Below are 14709 nucleotides of genomic sequence, written 5' to 3'. Positions count from 1 at the left end.
AAAAACCCATAATATCCCATATATTCCCAAATATGGAATTTATGAAATATAAAAAATATGTTTTTATCTACTTACGAGAACAAAATAGACAAAAAGGGAAGGGTGTCCGTGCCTGCTAGTTTTAGATCTCATCTTTCTAATTTAGGATATAACGGGGTTATTTGTTATCCATCATTTAATAATCAATCTATTGAAGCTTGCTCACAAGATAGAATTGAAAAACTTTCAGCAAGCATAGACTCTTTAAGTCCCTTTGAAGAAAATAGAGATTTTTTTTCTACATCAGTTTTATCTGATAGTATGAATTTACAATTCGATAGTGAAGGCAGAATTTCTTTATCTACAAAATTATTAAAACACGCAAAAATTAAAAACAGCATGTTGTTTGTTGGTCAAGGTCAAACATTCCAAATATGGGAACCAACAGCATTTGAAAAATTTAAGGTGATAGCTAGAAAAAAAGCAAACATAAATAGAGCAAGCCTTAAATGGGAAAAACATTTTAATAACAATGAGGGGAAATAAAAATGACAATTAACTTTAAAGCGCCAGAGATAAAAGAATTACAACCAAGATTATTAGTTTTAGGTGTTGGTGGGGCAGGAGGAAATGCAATCAATGAAATGATAGATAATGGTCTACAAGGTGTGGAGTTTATTGCTGTAAACACTGATGCTCAGGATTTGAAATTAAGTAAAGCGAAAGCAAGAATTCAAATTGGATTAAATTTAACTAAAGGTTTAGGGGCTGGAGCAAAACTTGATATTGGTCAAGCAGCCGCAGATGAGTCTTTAAATGATATTATAAACACTCTTCAAGGTGCAAATATGGTTTTTATAACTGCAGGTATGGGTGGTGGAACTGGAACAGGTGCCGCACATGTCATTGCAAGAGCTGCAAAAGAATTGAATATCTTAACCGTTGGTGTTGTTACACTACCATTTCTATATGAAGGCCCTTCAAGAATGAGAAGAGCTCAACAAGGACTTGAAGAATTAAGAAAACATGTAGACACAATTATTGTAATTCCAAATCAAAATTTGTTTAAGATTGCAAATGAACAAACTACATTTGAAGAATCTTTTAATCTTTCAAATAATGTCTTGATGCACGGTGTTCAAAGTATAACTGATCTTATGGTCAGACCTGGTTTAATCAACTTGGATTTTGCAGATGTTGAAACTGTTATGGCCTCAATGGGTAAAGCAATGATGGGTACAGGAGAGGCCGAAGGAGAAGGTAGAGCTATAAAAGCTGCAGAGATGGCAATAAGCAATCCATTGATTGATGATTATACTTTAAAAGGAGCCAAAGGTTTATTAGTAAATATCACTGGTGGAAAAGATCTTAAACTTTTTGAAGTTGATGAAGCAGTAAATAAAGTAAGAGCTGAAGTTGATCCAGAAGCAGAATTAATTATTGGTGCAATTACCTCAGCAGAGCTAGATGGTAAAATGAGAGTATCTATTGTTGCAACATCACTAGATGGTCAACAACCTGAAGGTAAATCTGTAATTAATATGGTTCATAGAATACAAAACAGAAACCCAGGTTATTCAGACTTTGGTAGTGCTAGTTCAGCTCAATCATTTAATTTTTCTCCAACAATGTCTAGTCCCATTTCACACGGTGCAAATGCATTGAAGTTAGAAAATGAAGTTATTGCAGAGCCAAGTTTAGATAAATCAAGTTCAGATATGATTAATCAACAAAATTTACACTCTCAAGAGGTTGAGAGTGTTGTTGAAAATAATCATACAGCTGATCATGAGCAATCTTTTACTGAAGAAGCGTTCAATACCACAGTTGAGACTGAAGAGAGCAATATGCCATTAGAAACTGAGCAAACTTCTAATGGACTTGAAAACTTTGGTGTGGATGAAGATGCAGCTCCAGATTTATTTAGTTCAGATAATGAACAGAATGAATCAGATAGTTTTTTATCGACAGAGAATAATGAAAATAACTCTGAAGATGATGATCTTGAAATTCCAGCATTTTTAAGAAGACAAAAGAATTAATGGTCTTCAAAAAAATAAATGATAGCCACCATAGTACCAGATGTGAGAAGTCATTATCCGGTACTGCTAAGTGAATTAATTAGCATTATTACCCCTCAATATGGTGGCACATTTATTGACTGCACCTTTGGTCAAGGTGGATACTCTAAAAAAATATTAAATTTTGCTGAAACAAAAGTAATTGCACTAGATAGAGATTTAGAGAGTCAAAAAAAAGCAAATATAATTCAAAATTCTTTTGAAGATAGGTTTTTATTTAAGAACATTAAATTTAGCCAGTTAAATAATTTAAAGCTTAAAAATGAAAATATAAGAGGAGTGATCTTCGACTTAGGTTATTCGCTTAATCAAATAAAGGATCCAAAAAAAGGGCTTTCTTTTGAGACTGTTGGTGCACTCAATATGAAGATGGGAATAAATGAGTTTTCAGCCAAAGAGGCAATAAATATTCTAGACAAAGTCGAACTTGCACAAATATTTAAGTATTTTGGTGAAGAAAAAGACAGCAATCGAATAGCACACAATATTGTGGAAGATAGAGCTAAAAGAGAAATTACAACAGAGGAGCTAGTAAGGATAATAGAGTCTTCAAAGAGAAAAAATAATAGCAAAACCCATAGCGCTACAAAAATTTTTCAAGCATTAAGAATATTTGTTAATAAAGAAATAAGTGAACTAATTTATGGATTAATTAATGCAGCCAAAGTAGTCAAAAAAGATGGAGTTATAGCGGTAGTAACATTTCATTCACTTGAAGATAAAATAGTAAAATACTTTTTTAAAAGCATGTCTGAAAACAAAAGTGTTTCAAGATACATGCCTAAAGGAGAGGAAAAAGTGAATTTATTTAAGACTATTAATAAGAAACCTATTGTACCTAGTGAAAAAGAAATTAAAGAAAATCCACCATCTAGATCAGCAAAATTAAGATACGTTATTAAAAAAGAGGATTTTTATGATTTTGAGACAGATATTCTAGAAAAGTTTGATCATTTAATTAAAATTGAAAATTTTTCACAGAAATTATGAAGAAAATAGCATTTTTAATAATCTTAATATTAGTTTTAGCCACTTCAATTGTGAAAAATTCTACAAAAGAAATTGAAGATAAAATTTTTGTATTAAAAGAAAATATTAGACCTTTAGAAACAGAACTTGGTGAAGCATTATTAGAATATAATTTCCTGACTTCTCCAGAAAAGTTAACTCAATATCAAAATCAATATTTTGAAAAAGATTTAATCAAAATAAATATTACTCAAATTAAAGAATTAAGACAGAATGATGATCAAATAATCATAAATAGCTTAATTAAAGATAAAAATGAAACACAAAAAAAGTAATATAATTTTAGAAGAATATGAAAATAAATTTTCATATAAAAAAAGTAAAACAAATCTCAACATAGAGTTTAATAGAATTGCATTTATCTTTTTCATATTTCTAGTTATTTCAATAATATTTTCTATTCAGCTTCTTCACTTAGGCTCATTAAAACAAGATAAAAAAATTACTCCAGTTTCTAATGTAAAAAATTACAGAGCAGATATTATGGATAGAAATGGCAATTATTTAGCTAAAACTGTTAGCTCTATTGATATTGGTATTAATCCTGTTGAAATAATAGATAAACAAAAACTTTTAATAAATTTAAAATTATTATTTCCCAAAAAGAATTATTTAGAAATTGAAAAAAAAATTAATCTAAATAAATTTTTTTATTTTGAAAAAAAAATATCTTTAGAAAATTATGAAAAAATCATGCTACTTGGAGATAAATCAATTGTGCCAGAAGAGAAGTTAGCTAGAGTCTATCCTCAAAAAAATCTTTTTAGTCATATTATTGGTCAGATAGATAATGATAACCAAGGTATATCAGGTATTGAGAAATCATTTGATGATAGATTGAAGCAAGAAAAAGAACCACTTAAATTAACTGTCGATACGGATGTGCAATTCTTAGTTAGAGAACAGCTTATAAAATTTAATACAATTTTTAGAAGTAAAGGTGCGGCTGCGATTTTAATGAATGTAAATAATGGAGAGATTATTTCTATGGTCTCATATCCTGATTTTGACCTTAATAAGAGAGAAAAAATTGTAGATTTGGATTTTATCAATAGAACAACGAAAGGTGTTTATGAGCTAGGTTCAGTTTTTAAAACATTTACAGTTGCTGCTGGATTAGACCAAGATTTAATAGATGTTGATACCGAGTTTTTAGATTTGCCAAAATCAATTCGTTGTGCTGGTCAACCTATTGGAGAGTATAGTGATAATATTCCTTCAGATTTAACAGTGGAAGAAATCTTAATTAGATCTGGCAATATAGGTTCAGTTAGAATTGGACAAAAGTTAGAAATAGATAAACTTAAATCATTTTTAGAAAAAGTTGGAGTTTTAAATAAAATTGATTTTGATATTGAAGAGGTGGGAGAACCATATCCGTTCAAGTGGGGAAAATGTAAATTAGCTACCGTTTCTTTTGGACATGGAATAACTACAACACCGCTACAGCTTGCAAAGGGATATTCAATTATTACAAATGGTGGTTTTGATATTAAACCTACTTTAATTAAAAGAGATAAGGATAACATTAACAATAAAAATAGAATTATTAAGGAAGGTATTTCAGAAAAATTAAATCCAATTCTACGAAAAATTGTTACAAATAAAGAAGGTACCGCAGAATTAGCTAACATAGATGGATATGAAGTAGGTGGTAAAACTGGAACGGCCCAAAAAACTACTTTAGGTGGTTATTCCAATTTAAAAGTTAATACGTTTGCTTCTATATTTCCAACTTCAAAACCAAAGTACGCATTAATTGTTTTATTAGATGAACCTAAAACTAATAGTGAGTATATTTATTATTACAAAGACGGAAAACAACCTACAAAAGGCACACCTTATAATACAGCTGGCTGGACCTCTGTTGAAGTTGCTGGAAATATCATAGAAAGAATTGGGCCTATTTTGGCCACAAAACATATAGAAAATTAAAATTCATATGCAGATTGGGCATTTCTTTAAAAATATAAAACCTGAATACAAAAATTATTATTTTTCAGGATTTAGCTTTAATAGTAAGCAATGTAAAAATAACTATATATTTTTCGTCATTAAAGGCACAATCAATAATGGTACTCTCTTCATAAATGATGCAATAAAAAATGGTGCAAAAATAATTGTTTCAGAATTAAAATTTGAAGGAATAAAAAAAGGAATATTATTTATAAACACACCAAATGCCAGAAGAGCATTATCCGAATTTTCTTATGCAACCAATAATAACAAACCTAATAATTTAATAGCAGTCACAGGTACAAATGGAAAATCATCTATTGTAGATTTTTATTTTCAAATTTTGAAATTAAATAAAATTAAAGTAGCATCAATAGGAACCTTGGGGGTTAAAACAAATAATTCAACCTCCGAGTCATTTAACACAACAATGGATTCTATAAGATTAAACAAAATATTAAAAAATCTTAAAAAAAAAAATATTGATAATGTTATAATGGAAGCTTCTAGTCATGGATTAAAACAAAATAGGTTAGATGGTTTAAAGTTTAAAACTGGAATATTTACAAATTTATCTCGCGATCATTTAGATTATCATAAAACTTTCAAAGATTATTTAAAATCTAAGCTGTACTTATTTAGAAATCTATTAGAAAAAAAAGCAAATATAATTACAGACGATTCAATTCAAGAGTATAAAAGAATTAAAAATATAGCACTAAAGAGTAAATTTAATCTTAACACTATTTCTAATAAAAAAAGTAACTTAAGTTTAAGTTTAATTTCAATTGAATATCAAGACGACAAGCAATTAATTTATATTAGGTATAAAAAAAATACTTATAAAATTTTAGTAAATTTAATAGGAAAAATTCAACTAAAAAATATTTTTATGGCAATGCTTGCTGCTGAAAAAAGTAATTTAGTATTTAAGAAAATAGTAAACTCTATTAGATATATTAAACCTGTTAGAGGGAGACTTGAAAAAATAGGTAACATAAAAAATAACTCTAAGGTGATCCTTGATTATGCACATACACCCGATGCACTAAAAGCATGTTTGTTGAATTTGAAGGAACAATTTGCAGATAAAAAGATTTCTATTGTTTTTGGTTGTGGTGGCAATAGAGACAAGGGCAAGAGAGCAGTGATGGGGATGATTGCTAATCAATATTGTGAAAAAATTTATTTAACAGACGACAATCCTAGAAATGAGAATCCAAGCAATATTAGAAAAGATATTAAAAAAAAGATTGAAAAGTCAAAGATTTATGAGATCGCAGATAGATCTAAAGCAATCAAGCAGGCAATTTTGAATTTAAAAACAGGAGATATTTTAGTTGTAGCTGGTAAGGGTCACGAAGAAACACAAGACTATGGAACTAAAAAAAAAGCTTTTTCTGATAAAAAAGAAATATTAAAAAATATTAAATTAAAAAATAAAATACTCTCAGATAATTTAAAAATCAATATTTTAAATGATTTATCTAATTATATTTCAGTAAACCCAAAAACAACTATAAAAAAAGCATCAATAAACTCTAAAGAGATAAAAAAAAATGATATTTTTTTTGCAATAAAAGGAAAAAAAAATAATGGTAATTTTTTTGTAAAAGAAGCATTTACTAGAGGAGCAAGTTTAGTAGTTGCTAGCGAAGGAAAAAAAGAAAAAAGAAAAATAATTGTAAAAAATACTTTAAACTTTTTAACAAAAGCTTCTTCACTGCTTAGAGATAATTTATCAACAAAAATAATTGCAATAACAGGAAGTTGTGGAAAAACTTCTTTAAAAGAATTAACAGGAAAAACGTTGGGTAAAATTTCTCAAGTCACATACTCTCCAAAATCTTTTAATAATAAATTTGGTGTTCCTTTGAGTATATTTAACTTACAAGCCAATGATGATTTTGGCATATTTGAAATTGGAATGGATAAAAAAGGTGAAATAGAAGAATTGTCAAAAATAATAAAACCAGATGTAGGAGTTATTACAAATATATCTCACGCCCACATAAAAAATTTTAAAAATATTAATGAAATAGCACTTGCTAAATCTGAAATTATTAACAATATAAAAAGTAATGGTTATCTTGTTCTAAATCGAGATGATAATTTCTTTAGTTTTCATAAAAAACTAGCTCAAAAAAGAAAGTTAAAAACTTTATCATTTAGCTTGAAAGATAAAAGTTCAGATATCAGCTTAATATCAATCATTAAAGTTAAGTCGAAGTTCAAAATATTTATAAAAGTTAATAATGTAAAAACTTTTTTTTATGTCAATTCTATTTTTGAAAATGACTTAAAAAATATATTGGCATCAATTACAATTATTTCAATTTTTATTAATATAAATAGTCTAAATAAAAATATTTTTTATAACTATAAAAAACCACAAGGAAGAGGTGATATACAAAAAATTAAATTAGCTAAAAAATCATTTTATTTAATAGATGAGAGCTATAATTCAAATCCATTGTCCTTAAAGTCAGCATTAAATAATTTTGACAATATTAAAATGGTAAACTCTAAAAAACACTTAATTCTTGGAGATATGTTAGAACTTGGAAAATATTCAAAATCATTACATTTGGCAATTGGCAAGAGTATTAACAAGCTATCACTTAAAAACATTAATGTTTTTGGTAAAGATATTAAGATAACCCATAAGATGTTAAATAAAGATAAAAAAGGATTAATCTTAAAAAATGAAACTCAAATATTTGATTTGATTAAAAATTCATTAAATAATAATGATTATTTAATGATTAAGGGCTCAAACTCAACAGGACTTAATACTCTTGTTAAACAAATAAAAATCGGAAAAATTAATGCTTTATAGTCTTATTGTTGATTTAGTTGATCAATTTGGTTTTTTAAATGTTTTTAAATATTTAACATTTAGAACTGGTTTAGCCATGTTTACTTCAATGTTTGTTGTGTTGTTAATAGGCACTCCATTTATAAAGTTTTTTTCAGCAAGACAAATTTTAAACCCAATTAGGGATGATGGTCCAAGTGACCATATTATAAAAAAAATTGGTACTCCCACAATGGGAGGTGTTTTAATATTATTAGGTTTGTTTTCAGGGATATTACTTTGGGGAGATTTAACCAATTATAATATATGGTTTTTACTTTTCATAGTAAGTAGTTATGGTTTATTAGGGGCTTATGACGATTATAAAAAAATTAAATTTAAGAATTCATCTGGCATATCTTTTAGGTTCAAAATTATTTCACAAATAGTAATAGCTTTAGTTGGAATTTGGGGATTGGCACATTTTTCTCAAAATACTGAATTAACAAATTTATATTTTCCATTTTTTAAAAACCTGATTATTAACCTGGGTTGGTTCTTTATACCATTTTCTATATTTATAATTGTTGGCTCATCAAATGCAGTCAATTTAACAGATGGTCTTGATGGTTTGGCTACCGTACCCGTTATATTGGTTGCAGGATGTTTTGCATTTATAAGTTATGTAACTGGCAATATTGTATTCTCTGAATACTTAAACATTCCTTATTTGGAAGGCATGGGTGAGGTAGCTGTTTTTTGTGGATCAATTATTGGAGCTTGTTTGGGGTTTTTATGGTTTAATGCACCACCTGCAAAAATATTTATGGGTGACACAGGATCCTTAGCATTAGGAGGCTCATTAGGAGCGATTGGAATAATTACTAAGCATGAGTTTGTTCTAGCGATTACAGGTGGCCTGTTTGTGCTAGAAGCAGTATCAGTTATTGTTCAGGTTATATCATTTAAATTAACAGGAAAAAGAATTTTTAGAATGGCACCCATTCATCATCATTTTGAAAAAAAAGGTTGGCCAGAGTCAACAGTTGTTATTAGATTTTGGATAATTTCAATAATTCTTGCAATGATAGGTTTGGCGACTTTGAAACTTAGATAATGTTAGAGTCTCATAATATTTTCAATAACAAAAAAATTTTAATTTATGGTTTAGGTAAAAGTGGATTATCAGCATCAAAATTTTTAAAAAGAAATAACAAAGTTATTGAATATGATGACAAAAAAAATAAGAATTATGAAAAAATTAGAAAAATAGAATTTGATTACATAATACTTAGTCCAGGAATAGATATTAATAAATGTAAATTAAGTAATTTTTTAAAAAAAAATTATAGTAAAATTCACACAGATTTAGATATTTTTTACAACAATTATAGATACAATTATAAAATAACTATAACTGGTACCAATGGTAAATCTACGACTGCTAAAATTCTATATGAAGTTATAAAGGCTCAAAAGATAGACGTTAGATTAGTGGGTAATATTGGCAACCCTATTTTATTAGAGAAAAACATAACTAATAAGACAATTTTCATAATTGAGGCCTCATCATACCAGTTAGCATACAGTAAATTGTTTAAATCAAATATATCGATGATTTTAAATATTTCGCCAGATCACCTAGATAGACACAAGACCATTAGTGGATATATTAATGCAAAGTTTAAACTGATTAAAAGTCAATCAAATGATGATTTGGCTATTTTAAATTATGATAATTTTTACATAAAACGTTATCTAAAATTAAAAAAGTTTTTAGTAAAAATAATCAAGATAAGTAAAAAGACGAATATTAATACTATTTCAAGGATCAAAAATCAATATTTTTTAACAGAAGGTAATAAAGAAAACTTAAAGTTTGTTTTAGTAGTTGCAAATATATTAAAACTTAAAAAAGATGTTTTATTTAGAACATTGGAAAAATTTAAGGGGCTTAATTTTAGACAACAAATAATCTATAATTCAAATAGATTGACAATCATCAATGACTCAAAAGCAACTTCTTTTTCCTCTTCTGTAAGTCTATTAAGTTCATTATCTAATGTATATTGGATAGTAGGAGGGTTAGCAAAGAAAGGAGATAAATTATTATTAAATAAAAGAAATAATAAAAATATAAAAGCATACATTTTTGGAAAAGATAAAATTTTTTTTATAAATAAAATAAAAAGATTAATGAAATATGAGTCTTTTTTTAATCTTAAAGATTTAATAAAAAAAATATTTATAGATATAAAATCAGATCATAAAATAAAACATAAAATAATACTTTTTAGTCCTGCAGCAGCTTCTTTTGATAGTTTCAAAAATTTTGAAGAAAGAGGAAAATATTTTAACAAAATTATTAATAAATATATAAATGTTAAACTTTAACGAGATATATAAATTTTATTATGAGTGGTGGAAAAATATAGATAAAACTTTGTTTTTATTAATTATTTTTTTATTTGGTTTAGGATTATTTTTTTCTTTAGTATCAACCTCATTAATAGCCTCTGATAAACTAGATACTAATAATTATTTTTTTTTCTTTAAGCATTTAATATTTATATTACTAGGTATGGGTGTATTAATTTTTTTTTCTTCATTAAGCGAAAAAAATCTATTTAAGATATCTTTATATCTATTTTTCATTTCTATTTTTTTTCTGATTTTAGTGCCAATTATCGGAGTTGAAGTAAAAGGATCTAGAAGGTGGCTTAATCTTTTTTTTCTGCCAAGGTTTCAGCCAATTGAACTTGTAAAACCCTTCATCATTATTTTTATAGCAAATATTTTATGTATAGAAAAAAATTTTAACATTTTTTTTAAATACGTCATAAGTTTTATAGCAATTCTACCAATAATCTTTTTATTAGTAATCCAACCTGATATTGGTCAGACTCTTTTGGTATTTTTGTCTTGGGCTACATTAATTTTTGTATCAGGTATCAGCTTACCAATAATAATTAGCGCTCTAAGTCTTCTATTATCAATATTTATTTACATGATTTTTTTTATTCCAAAATTTTTGTATATAAAAAGTCGTATTTTATCTTTTTTTAACCCAAATAGCGGCACACATAACTTTCAGTCCGATAAAGCAATAGATGCAATAAGTAGTGGAGGTTATTTTGGAAAAGGAATAGGAGAGGGTACATTAAAAAATAGAGTTCCAGAAGCACATACTGATTATATTGTATCAGTAATTTCAGAAGAATTTGGTGTGATTGCTATTATATTATTGTTAATCCTGTTTCTATTTTTTATCTATACCGTCTTTAAAAAAATATATTTAGAAAAAAGTGAAAAAATAAAATTAGTATTAACTGGGATTATAAGTTTATTAATTTTTCAAGCCTTAATTCATTTTGGTGTGAATATCAGATTATTTCCAACTACGGGCATGACGTTACCATTCTTAAGCTATGGAGGCTCATCAATTATTGGTGTGTCTATTCTGTCTGGCATAATATTAAATTTAACTAAGAGAAAAGTTAATTAGATGAAAAAAAAAATTTTAATAAGCACAGGTGGTTCTGGTGGCCATGTTGTACCAGCAACTATATTATATCAACATTTAAAAGATCTTAATGAAGTTTCTCTGACCTGTGATAATAGAGGCTTAAAATTTTTAAATCAAAAAAATTATGATTTAACAATATTTAATATAAATCCATTTAAAACAAATTTTTTTTTACTCCCTGTAAATATTTTTAAAATCTTAGTTTTAACAATCAAATCCTTCATTTTTCTAAAAAAAAAAGACAGAAGTATTAATAGCGACAGGTGGTTATATGTCCTTACCATTATGTTTAGCATCAAGGTTATTAAACATAAAGTTGTATTTATTTGAACCAAATATTGTTATTGGAAGATCTAATAAGCTTTTTCTAAGATACTGTAAAAAAATATTTTGTTATTCTGATAAAATAAAAAATTTTCCTAAAAATCAAAAAAATAAAATTGAAATTATACCCCCTTTATTAAGAAAAAAATTTTATGAACTTAATAAAACTAAGACAATAAATGATCAAATTAAACTTCTGGTTATTGGTGGCAGTCAAGGAGCAAAAATTTTTGATACATTGGTTAAAAATTCAATAGTCAAACTATCAAAAAAATATAAATTTAAAGTTTACCAACAATCAAACATAAATAATTTTACTAGTATAAAAAAGACCTACCAAGAAAATAAAATTGATTATGAATTGTTTGAATACAACGAAGACGTCTCAATCTTCATGGAAAAATCAAATTTATGTATTACAAGAGCAGGAGCTACAACGTTAGCAGAATTAGTTTTTTTAAATTTACCGCATGTTGCAATACCACTGCCTAGTTCAAAAGATAATCATCAATTTGAAAATGCAAATTTTTATAATGAAATAGGATGCAATTGGATCTTAAATCAAAATACTACTACTGAAGATAAAATGGTGAGTTTTTTAACAAATATCATTGAAAATAAAAAAGAATATAACGAAAGACTAATTAAAATGGAAAATTTTAGCTATCAAAATAGTTGGAATAATATAAATCTCAAAATTAACTCTATTATTAATGAAAATTGAATTAGCACAAACTGAAATTATACATTTTATAGGCATAGGTGGCATTGGCATGAGTGGTCTGGCTCTTATTATGCAAAGAATGGGTTTTAATATTCAGGGAAGCGATGTTCAAAATAATAAAAATATAGAAAGATTACAAAAAAGTAAGATCAGGATTAATATTAATCATAATAAAAAAAATATTTCAAAAGCAACGATTGTTGTTGTCTCTTCAGCCATAAAAAAGAATAATCCAGAATTAATTGAAGCAAAAAAAAAGATGCTGCCAATTTATAAGCGTGGACAAATGTTGGCAAACATAGTCTCTTTAACTAAAAATATTGTTGTTACAGGCTCTCATGGTAAAACAACTACAACATCTTTATTAGCAGCAATTTTTGCAAAAACGAAATTAGATCCAACAATCATTAATGGTGGAGTACTAAATGCAATTAAAAATTCAGCAAAGCTAGGAAAAAGTGATTGGTGTATATTAGAAGCGGATGAGTCTGATGGAAGTTTTATTTATGTGCCTCCAACCTATTCTATAATAACAAATATAGACCGAGAACATATGGATTATTACAATTCCATGGATGATCTCAAAAATTTGTTTATAAAATTTATAAATAAGGTTCCCACTTTTGGTAAATCATTCATATGTATTGATGATAAAAATAATAATGATTTATTAAAGAGACTAAAAATAAAAAATTATTTTACTTATGGAACAAACCCAAAATCTCAATTTTATATAAAAAATATAAAACAATTAAAAGATTTTTCAGAATATGATTTATCAATAAAGCTTCCTGGGAAGAAAAATTTGGATATAAAAAATATTAAGATCCCCCTTCTTGGTATTCATAATATACGTAATTCAACTGCTGCAGCAGCTGTTTCATTAACAATTGGAATTTCTCCAAAACTTATAAAAAATGGTTTAAGAGAATTTAAAGGTGTTCAAAGGAGATTTAATAAAATTTTTAGCTACAGAGAAACTCATTTTTATGACGATTATGCCCATCATCCAACTGAAATAAAGGAAGTTTTAAATGGAGTTAGAGCCGCATATAAAAAAGAAGAAGTTATTTGTATATTTCAACCTCATAGAATATCAAGATTAAAAGATTTAAAAAAAGAATTTAGCCTATCTTTTAAAAAAGCAGACACAGTTATTTTGTGCCCAATTTATGCTGCAGGTGAAAAAATTAAGCTTGGATTTAATTACATGAATTTTGCAAAAGAAATTATTAAAAATTCTAATGTTAAATTATTTATGGTTAATGATCAGTATCAATTAGCAAAATTTATTAAAAATAATATTTATGGAAAAAAAATAGTTGTTGGAATGGGTGCAGGGACAATTTCTTCCTGGATGAGAGAACTTCCAAAATTGATATAATGCAATTAGAAGAATTAAAAAAATTTTCAAGTGAGATCAATAGTAAATTTTTATTTGATTTTGATCTAAAGAAAAGCAATTGGTTCAATATAGGTGGTAAAACTAAGGCATATTTTAAACCTGATAATTTGTCAGATTTAATTCTATTTTTAAAAAAATTTGGCTTTAAAGAAAAAATTCATATTCTAGGTGCTGGCTCTAACACTCTGATAAGTGATAATACTTATGAAGGTGTTGTTATTAAATTAGGTAAAAATTTTGCTAATATTTCGATGCTTCCCAATAGTACAATTATTGCCGGTAGTGCTTGTTCTGATAAAAAATTATCAGATTTTGCTATGGAAAATGAAGTGGGCGGTTTCGAATTTTTAGCTTGTATACCAGGTACCGTTGGAGGTGGTTTAAGAATGAATGCTGGCTGTTTTAACAGAGAATTTAAAGACATACTTCTATCTGTGCAAGCCATTGATAGGAATGGTAGAGTTTTAACAATACCTGCTAAAAAAATTATGTTTGAATATAGAAATAATGACTTACCAGAAGATTTGATTTTTTTAAGTGCTTCTTTCAAAGGTTTCAATAAAGATAAAGAAAAGATTAAAAATGAAATCATAGACTTAAAAGATAAAAAAGATAACTCTCAACCAACTAAAATAAAGACAAGTGGCAGCACTTTTAAAAATCCTATTAATCAATCAGATAAAAAAGTTTGGCAATTAATTAAAGAGTCTGTGCCACAAGATTTGAATTTTGGAGATGCTAGTATTTCAGAAAAACATTTTAACTTTTTTGTAAATAAAGGTAACGCTAGTTTTAATGATATGATTAAATTAATCAACTTTGTTCAGGAACAAGTTAAAAAAAAAACAGGAATTATACTTGAAAAAGAAATAAAAATATTAGAATAGC

Annotated in this window: 12 protein-coding genes and 1 pseudogene; all 13 read left to right on the top strand. The window is 26.7% G+C overall.

Translation table 11 applies throughout. The features are described from left to right. Window positions 1-57 precede the first annotated feature (57 nt). The 13 genes and pseudogenes from mraZ to murB all read left to right on the top strand — a co-directional run bounded on the left by mraZ (window position 58) and on the right by murB (window position 14708). Window positions 58-525 carry a division/cell wall cluster transcriptional repressor MraZ gene (gene mraZ, locus AC5SLO_RS04925; protein ID WP_494572869.1) on the top strand — a complete coding sequence of 156 codons (468 nt, stop codon included), beginning with the start codon at window positions 58-60 and terminating at the stop codon, window positions 523-525. 2 nt (window positions 526-527) lie between these two features. Continuing rightward, the gene (gene ftsZ, locus AC5SLO_RS04920; protein ID WP_494572868.1) at window positions 528-2021 is read left to right on the top strand and encodes a cell division protein FtsZ; all 1494 of its coding nucleotides are present in this window, start codon (window positions 528-530) and stop codon (window positions 2019-2021) included. 18 nt (window positions 2022-2039) lie between these two features. Continuing rightward, window positions 2040-3050 carry a 16S rRNA (cytosine(1402)-N(4))-methyltransferase RsmH gene (gene rsmH, locus AC5SLO_RS04915; RefSeq protein WP_494572867.1) on the top strand — a complete coding sequence of 337 codons (1011 nt, stop codon included), beginning with the start codon at window positions 2040-2042 and terminating at the stop codon, window positions 3048-3050. Then, on the top strand, window positions 3047-3364 hold the full coding sequence (locus AC5SLO_RS04910) for a cell division protein FtsL (RefSeq protein WP_494572866.1): 318 nt from the start codon (window positions 3047-3049) through the stop codon (window positions 3362-3364). The genes rsmH and AC5SLO_RS04910 overlap by 4 nt, the downstream gene beginning before the upstream one ends. Further along, complete coding sequence (locus AC5SLO_RS04905; protein WP_494572865.1) at window positions 3345-5024, top strand: peptidoglycan D,D-transpeptidase FtsI family protein; 1680 nt, start codon at window positions 3345-3347, stop codon at window positions 5022-5024. The genes AC5SLO_RS04910 and AC5SLO_RS04905 overlap by 20 nt, the downstream gene beginning before the upstream one ends. Window positions 5025-5031: 7 nt before the next feature. Beyond that, complete coding sequence (locus tag AC5SLO_RS04900; protein ID WP_494572864.1) at window positions 5032-7884, top strand: UDP-N-acetylmuramoyl-L-alanyl-D-glutamate--2,6-diaminopimelate ligase; 2853 nt, start codon at window positions 5032-5034, stop codon at window positions 7882-7884. Next, the gene (mraY, locus tag AC5SLO_RS04895) at window positions 7874-8959 is read left to right on the top strand and encodes a phospho-N-acetylmuramoyl-pentapeptide-transferase (RefSeq protein WP_494572863.1); all 1086 of its coding nucleotides are present in this window, start codon (window positions 7874-7876) and stop codon (window positions 8957-8959) included. The genes AC5SLO_RS04900 and mraY overlap by 11 nt, the downstream gene beginning before the upstream one ends. Further along, on the top strand, window positions 8959-10236 hold the full coding sequence (gene murD, locus AC5SLO_RS04890; protein ID WP_494572862.1) for a UDP-N-acetylmuramoyl-L-alanine--D-glutamate ligase: 1278 nt from the start codon (window positions 8959-8961) through the stop codon (window positions 10234-10236). The genes mraY and murD overlap by 1 nt, the downstream gene beginning before the upstream one ends. Continuing rightward, the gene (locus tag AC5SLO_RS04885) at window positions 10223-11347 is read left to right on the top strand and encodes an FtsW/RodA/SpoVE family cell cycle protein (protein WP_494572861.1); all 1125 of its coding nucleotides are present in this window, start codon (window positions 10223-10225) and stop codon (window positions 11345-11347) included. Before murD ends, AC5SLO_RS04885 begins: the two co-directional genes overlap by 14 nt. Then, window positions 11348-11699, top strand: a pseudogene (locus tag AC5SLO_RS04880) (glycosyltransferase); the annotation flags it as partial. After that, window positions 11685-12416: a UDP-N-acetylglucosamine--N-acetylmuramyl-(pentapeptide) pyrophosphoryl-undecaprenol N-acetylglucosamine transferase gene (locus tag AC5SLO_RS04875; protein ID WP_494573786.1), complete on the top strand. Its 732-nt coding sequence runs from the start codon at window positions 11685-11687 to the stop codon at window positions 12414-12416. The pseudogene AC5SLO_RS04880 and the gene AC5SLO_RS04875, both read left to right, overlap by 15 nt. Beyond that, a complete protein-coding gene (gene murC, locus AC5SLO_RS04870; RefSeq protein ID WP_494572860.1) occupies window positions 12406-13800 on the top strand; it encodes a UDP-N-acetylmuramate--L-alanine ligase in 1395 nt (464 codons plus the stop codon). The genes AC5SLO_RS04875 and murC overlap by 11 nt, the downstream gene beginning before the upstream one ends. After that, complete coding sequence (gene murB / locus AC5SLO_RS04865; protein ID WP_494572859.1) at window positions 13800-14708, top strand: UDP-N-acetylmuramate dehydrogenase; 909 nt, start codon at window positions 13800-13802, stop codon at window positions 14706-14708. The genes murC and murB overlap by 1 nt, the downstream gene beginning before the upstream one ends. Window position 14709: the final 1 nt, after the last annotated feature.

This window comes from Candidatus Pelagibacter sp. PS_44 (assembly GCF_059417735.1).
The sequence above is the reverse complement of the archived record's forward strand: the minus strand, read 5'-3'. Positions and strand labels throughout refer to the sequence as shown.

What these genes read in the sequence shown, in the direction of transcription:
- murC (WP_494572860.1), top strand. Translation starts at nt 12,406, where the DNA reads ATGAAAATTGAATTAGCACAAACTGAAATTATACATTTTATAGGCATA.
- AC5SLO_RS04910 (WP_494572866.1), top strand. Translation starts at nt 3,047, where the DNA reads ATGAAGAAAATAGCATTTTTAATAATCTTAATATTAGTTTTAGCCACT.
- murD (WP_494572862.1), top strand. Translation starts at nt 8,959, where the DNA reads ATGTTAGAGTCTCATAATATTTTCAATAACAAAAAAATTTTAATTTAT.
- rsmH (WP_494572867.1), top strand. Translation starts at nt 2,040, where the DNA reads ATGATAGCCACCATAGTACCAGATGTGAGAAGTCATTATCCGGTACTG.
- mraZ (WP_494572869.1), top strand. Translation starts at nt 58, where the DNA reads ATGTTTTTATCTACTTACGAGAACAAAATAGACAAAAAGGGAAGGGTG.
- AC5SLO_RS04900 (WP_494572864.1), top strand. Translation starts at nt 5,032, where the DNA reads ATGCAGATTGGGCATTTCTTTAAAAATATAAAACCTGAATACAAAAAT.
- mraY (WP_494572863.1), top strand. Translation starts at nt 7,874, where the DNA reads ATGCTTTATAGTCTTATTGTTGATTTAGTTGATCAATTTGGTTTTTTA.
- AC5SLO_RS04885 (WP_494572861.1), top strand. Translation starts at nt 10,223, where the DNA reads ATGTTAAACTTTAACGAGATATATAAATTTTATTATGAGTGGTGGAAA.
- ftsZ (WP_494572868.1), top strand. Translation starts at nt 528, where the DNA reads ATGACAATTAACTTTAAAGCGCCAGAGATAAAAGAATTACAACCAAGA.
- AC5SLO_RS04905 (WP_494572865.1), top strand. Translation starts at nt 3,345, where the DNA reads ATGAAACACAAAAAAAGTAATATAATTTTAGAAGAATATGAAAATAAA.
- murB (WP_494572859.1), top strand. Translation starts at nt 13,800, where the DNA reads ATGCAATTAGAAGAATTAAAAAAATTTTCAAGTGAGATCAATAGTAAA.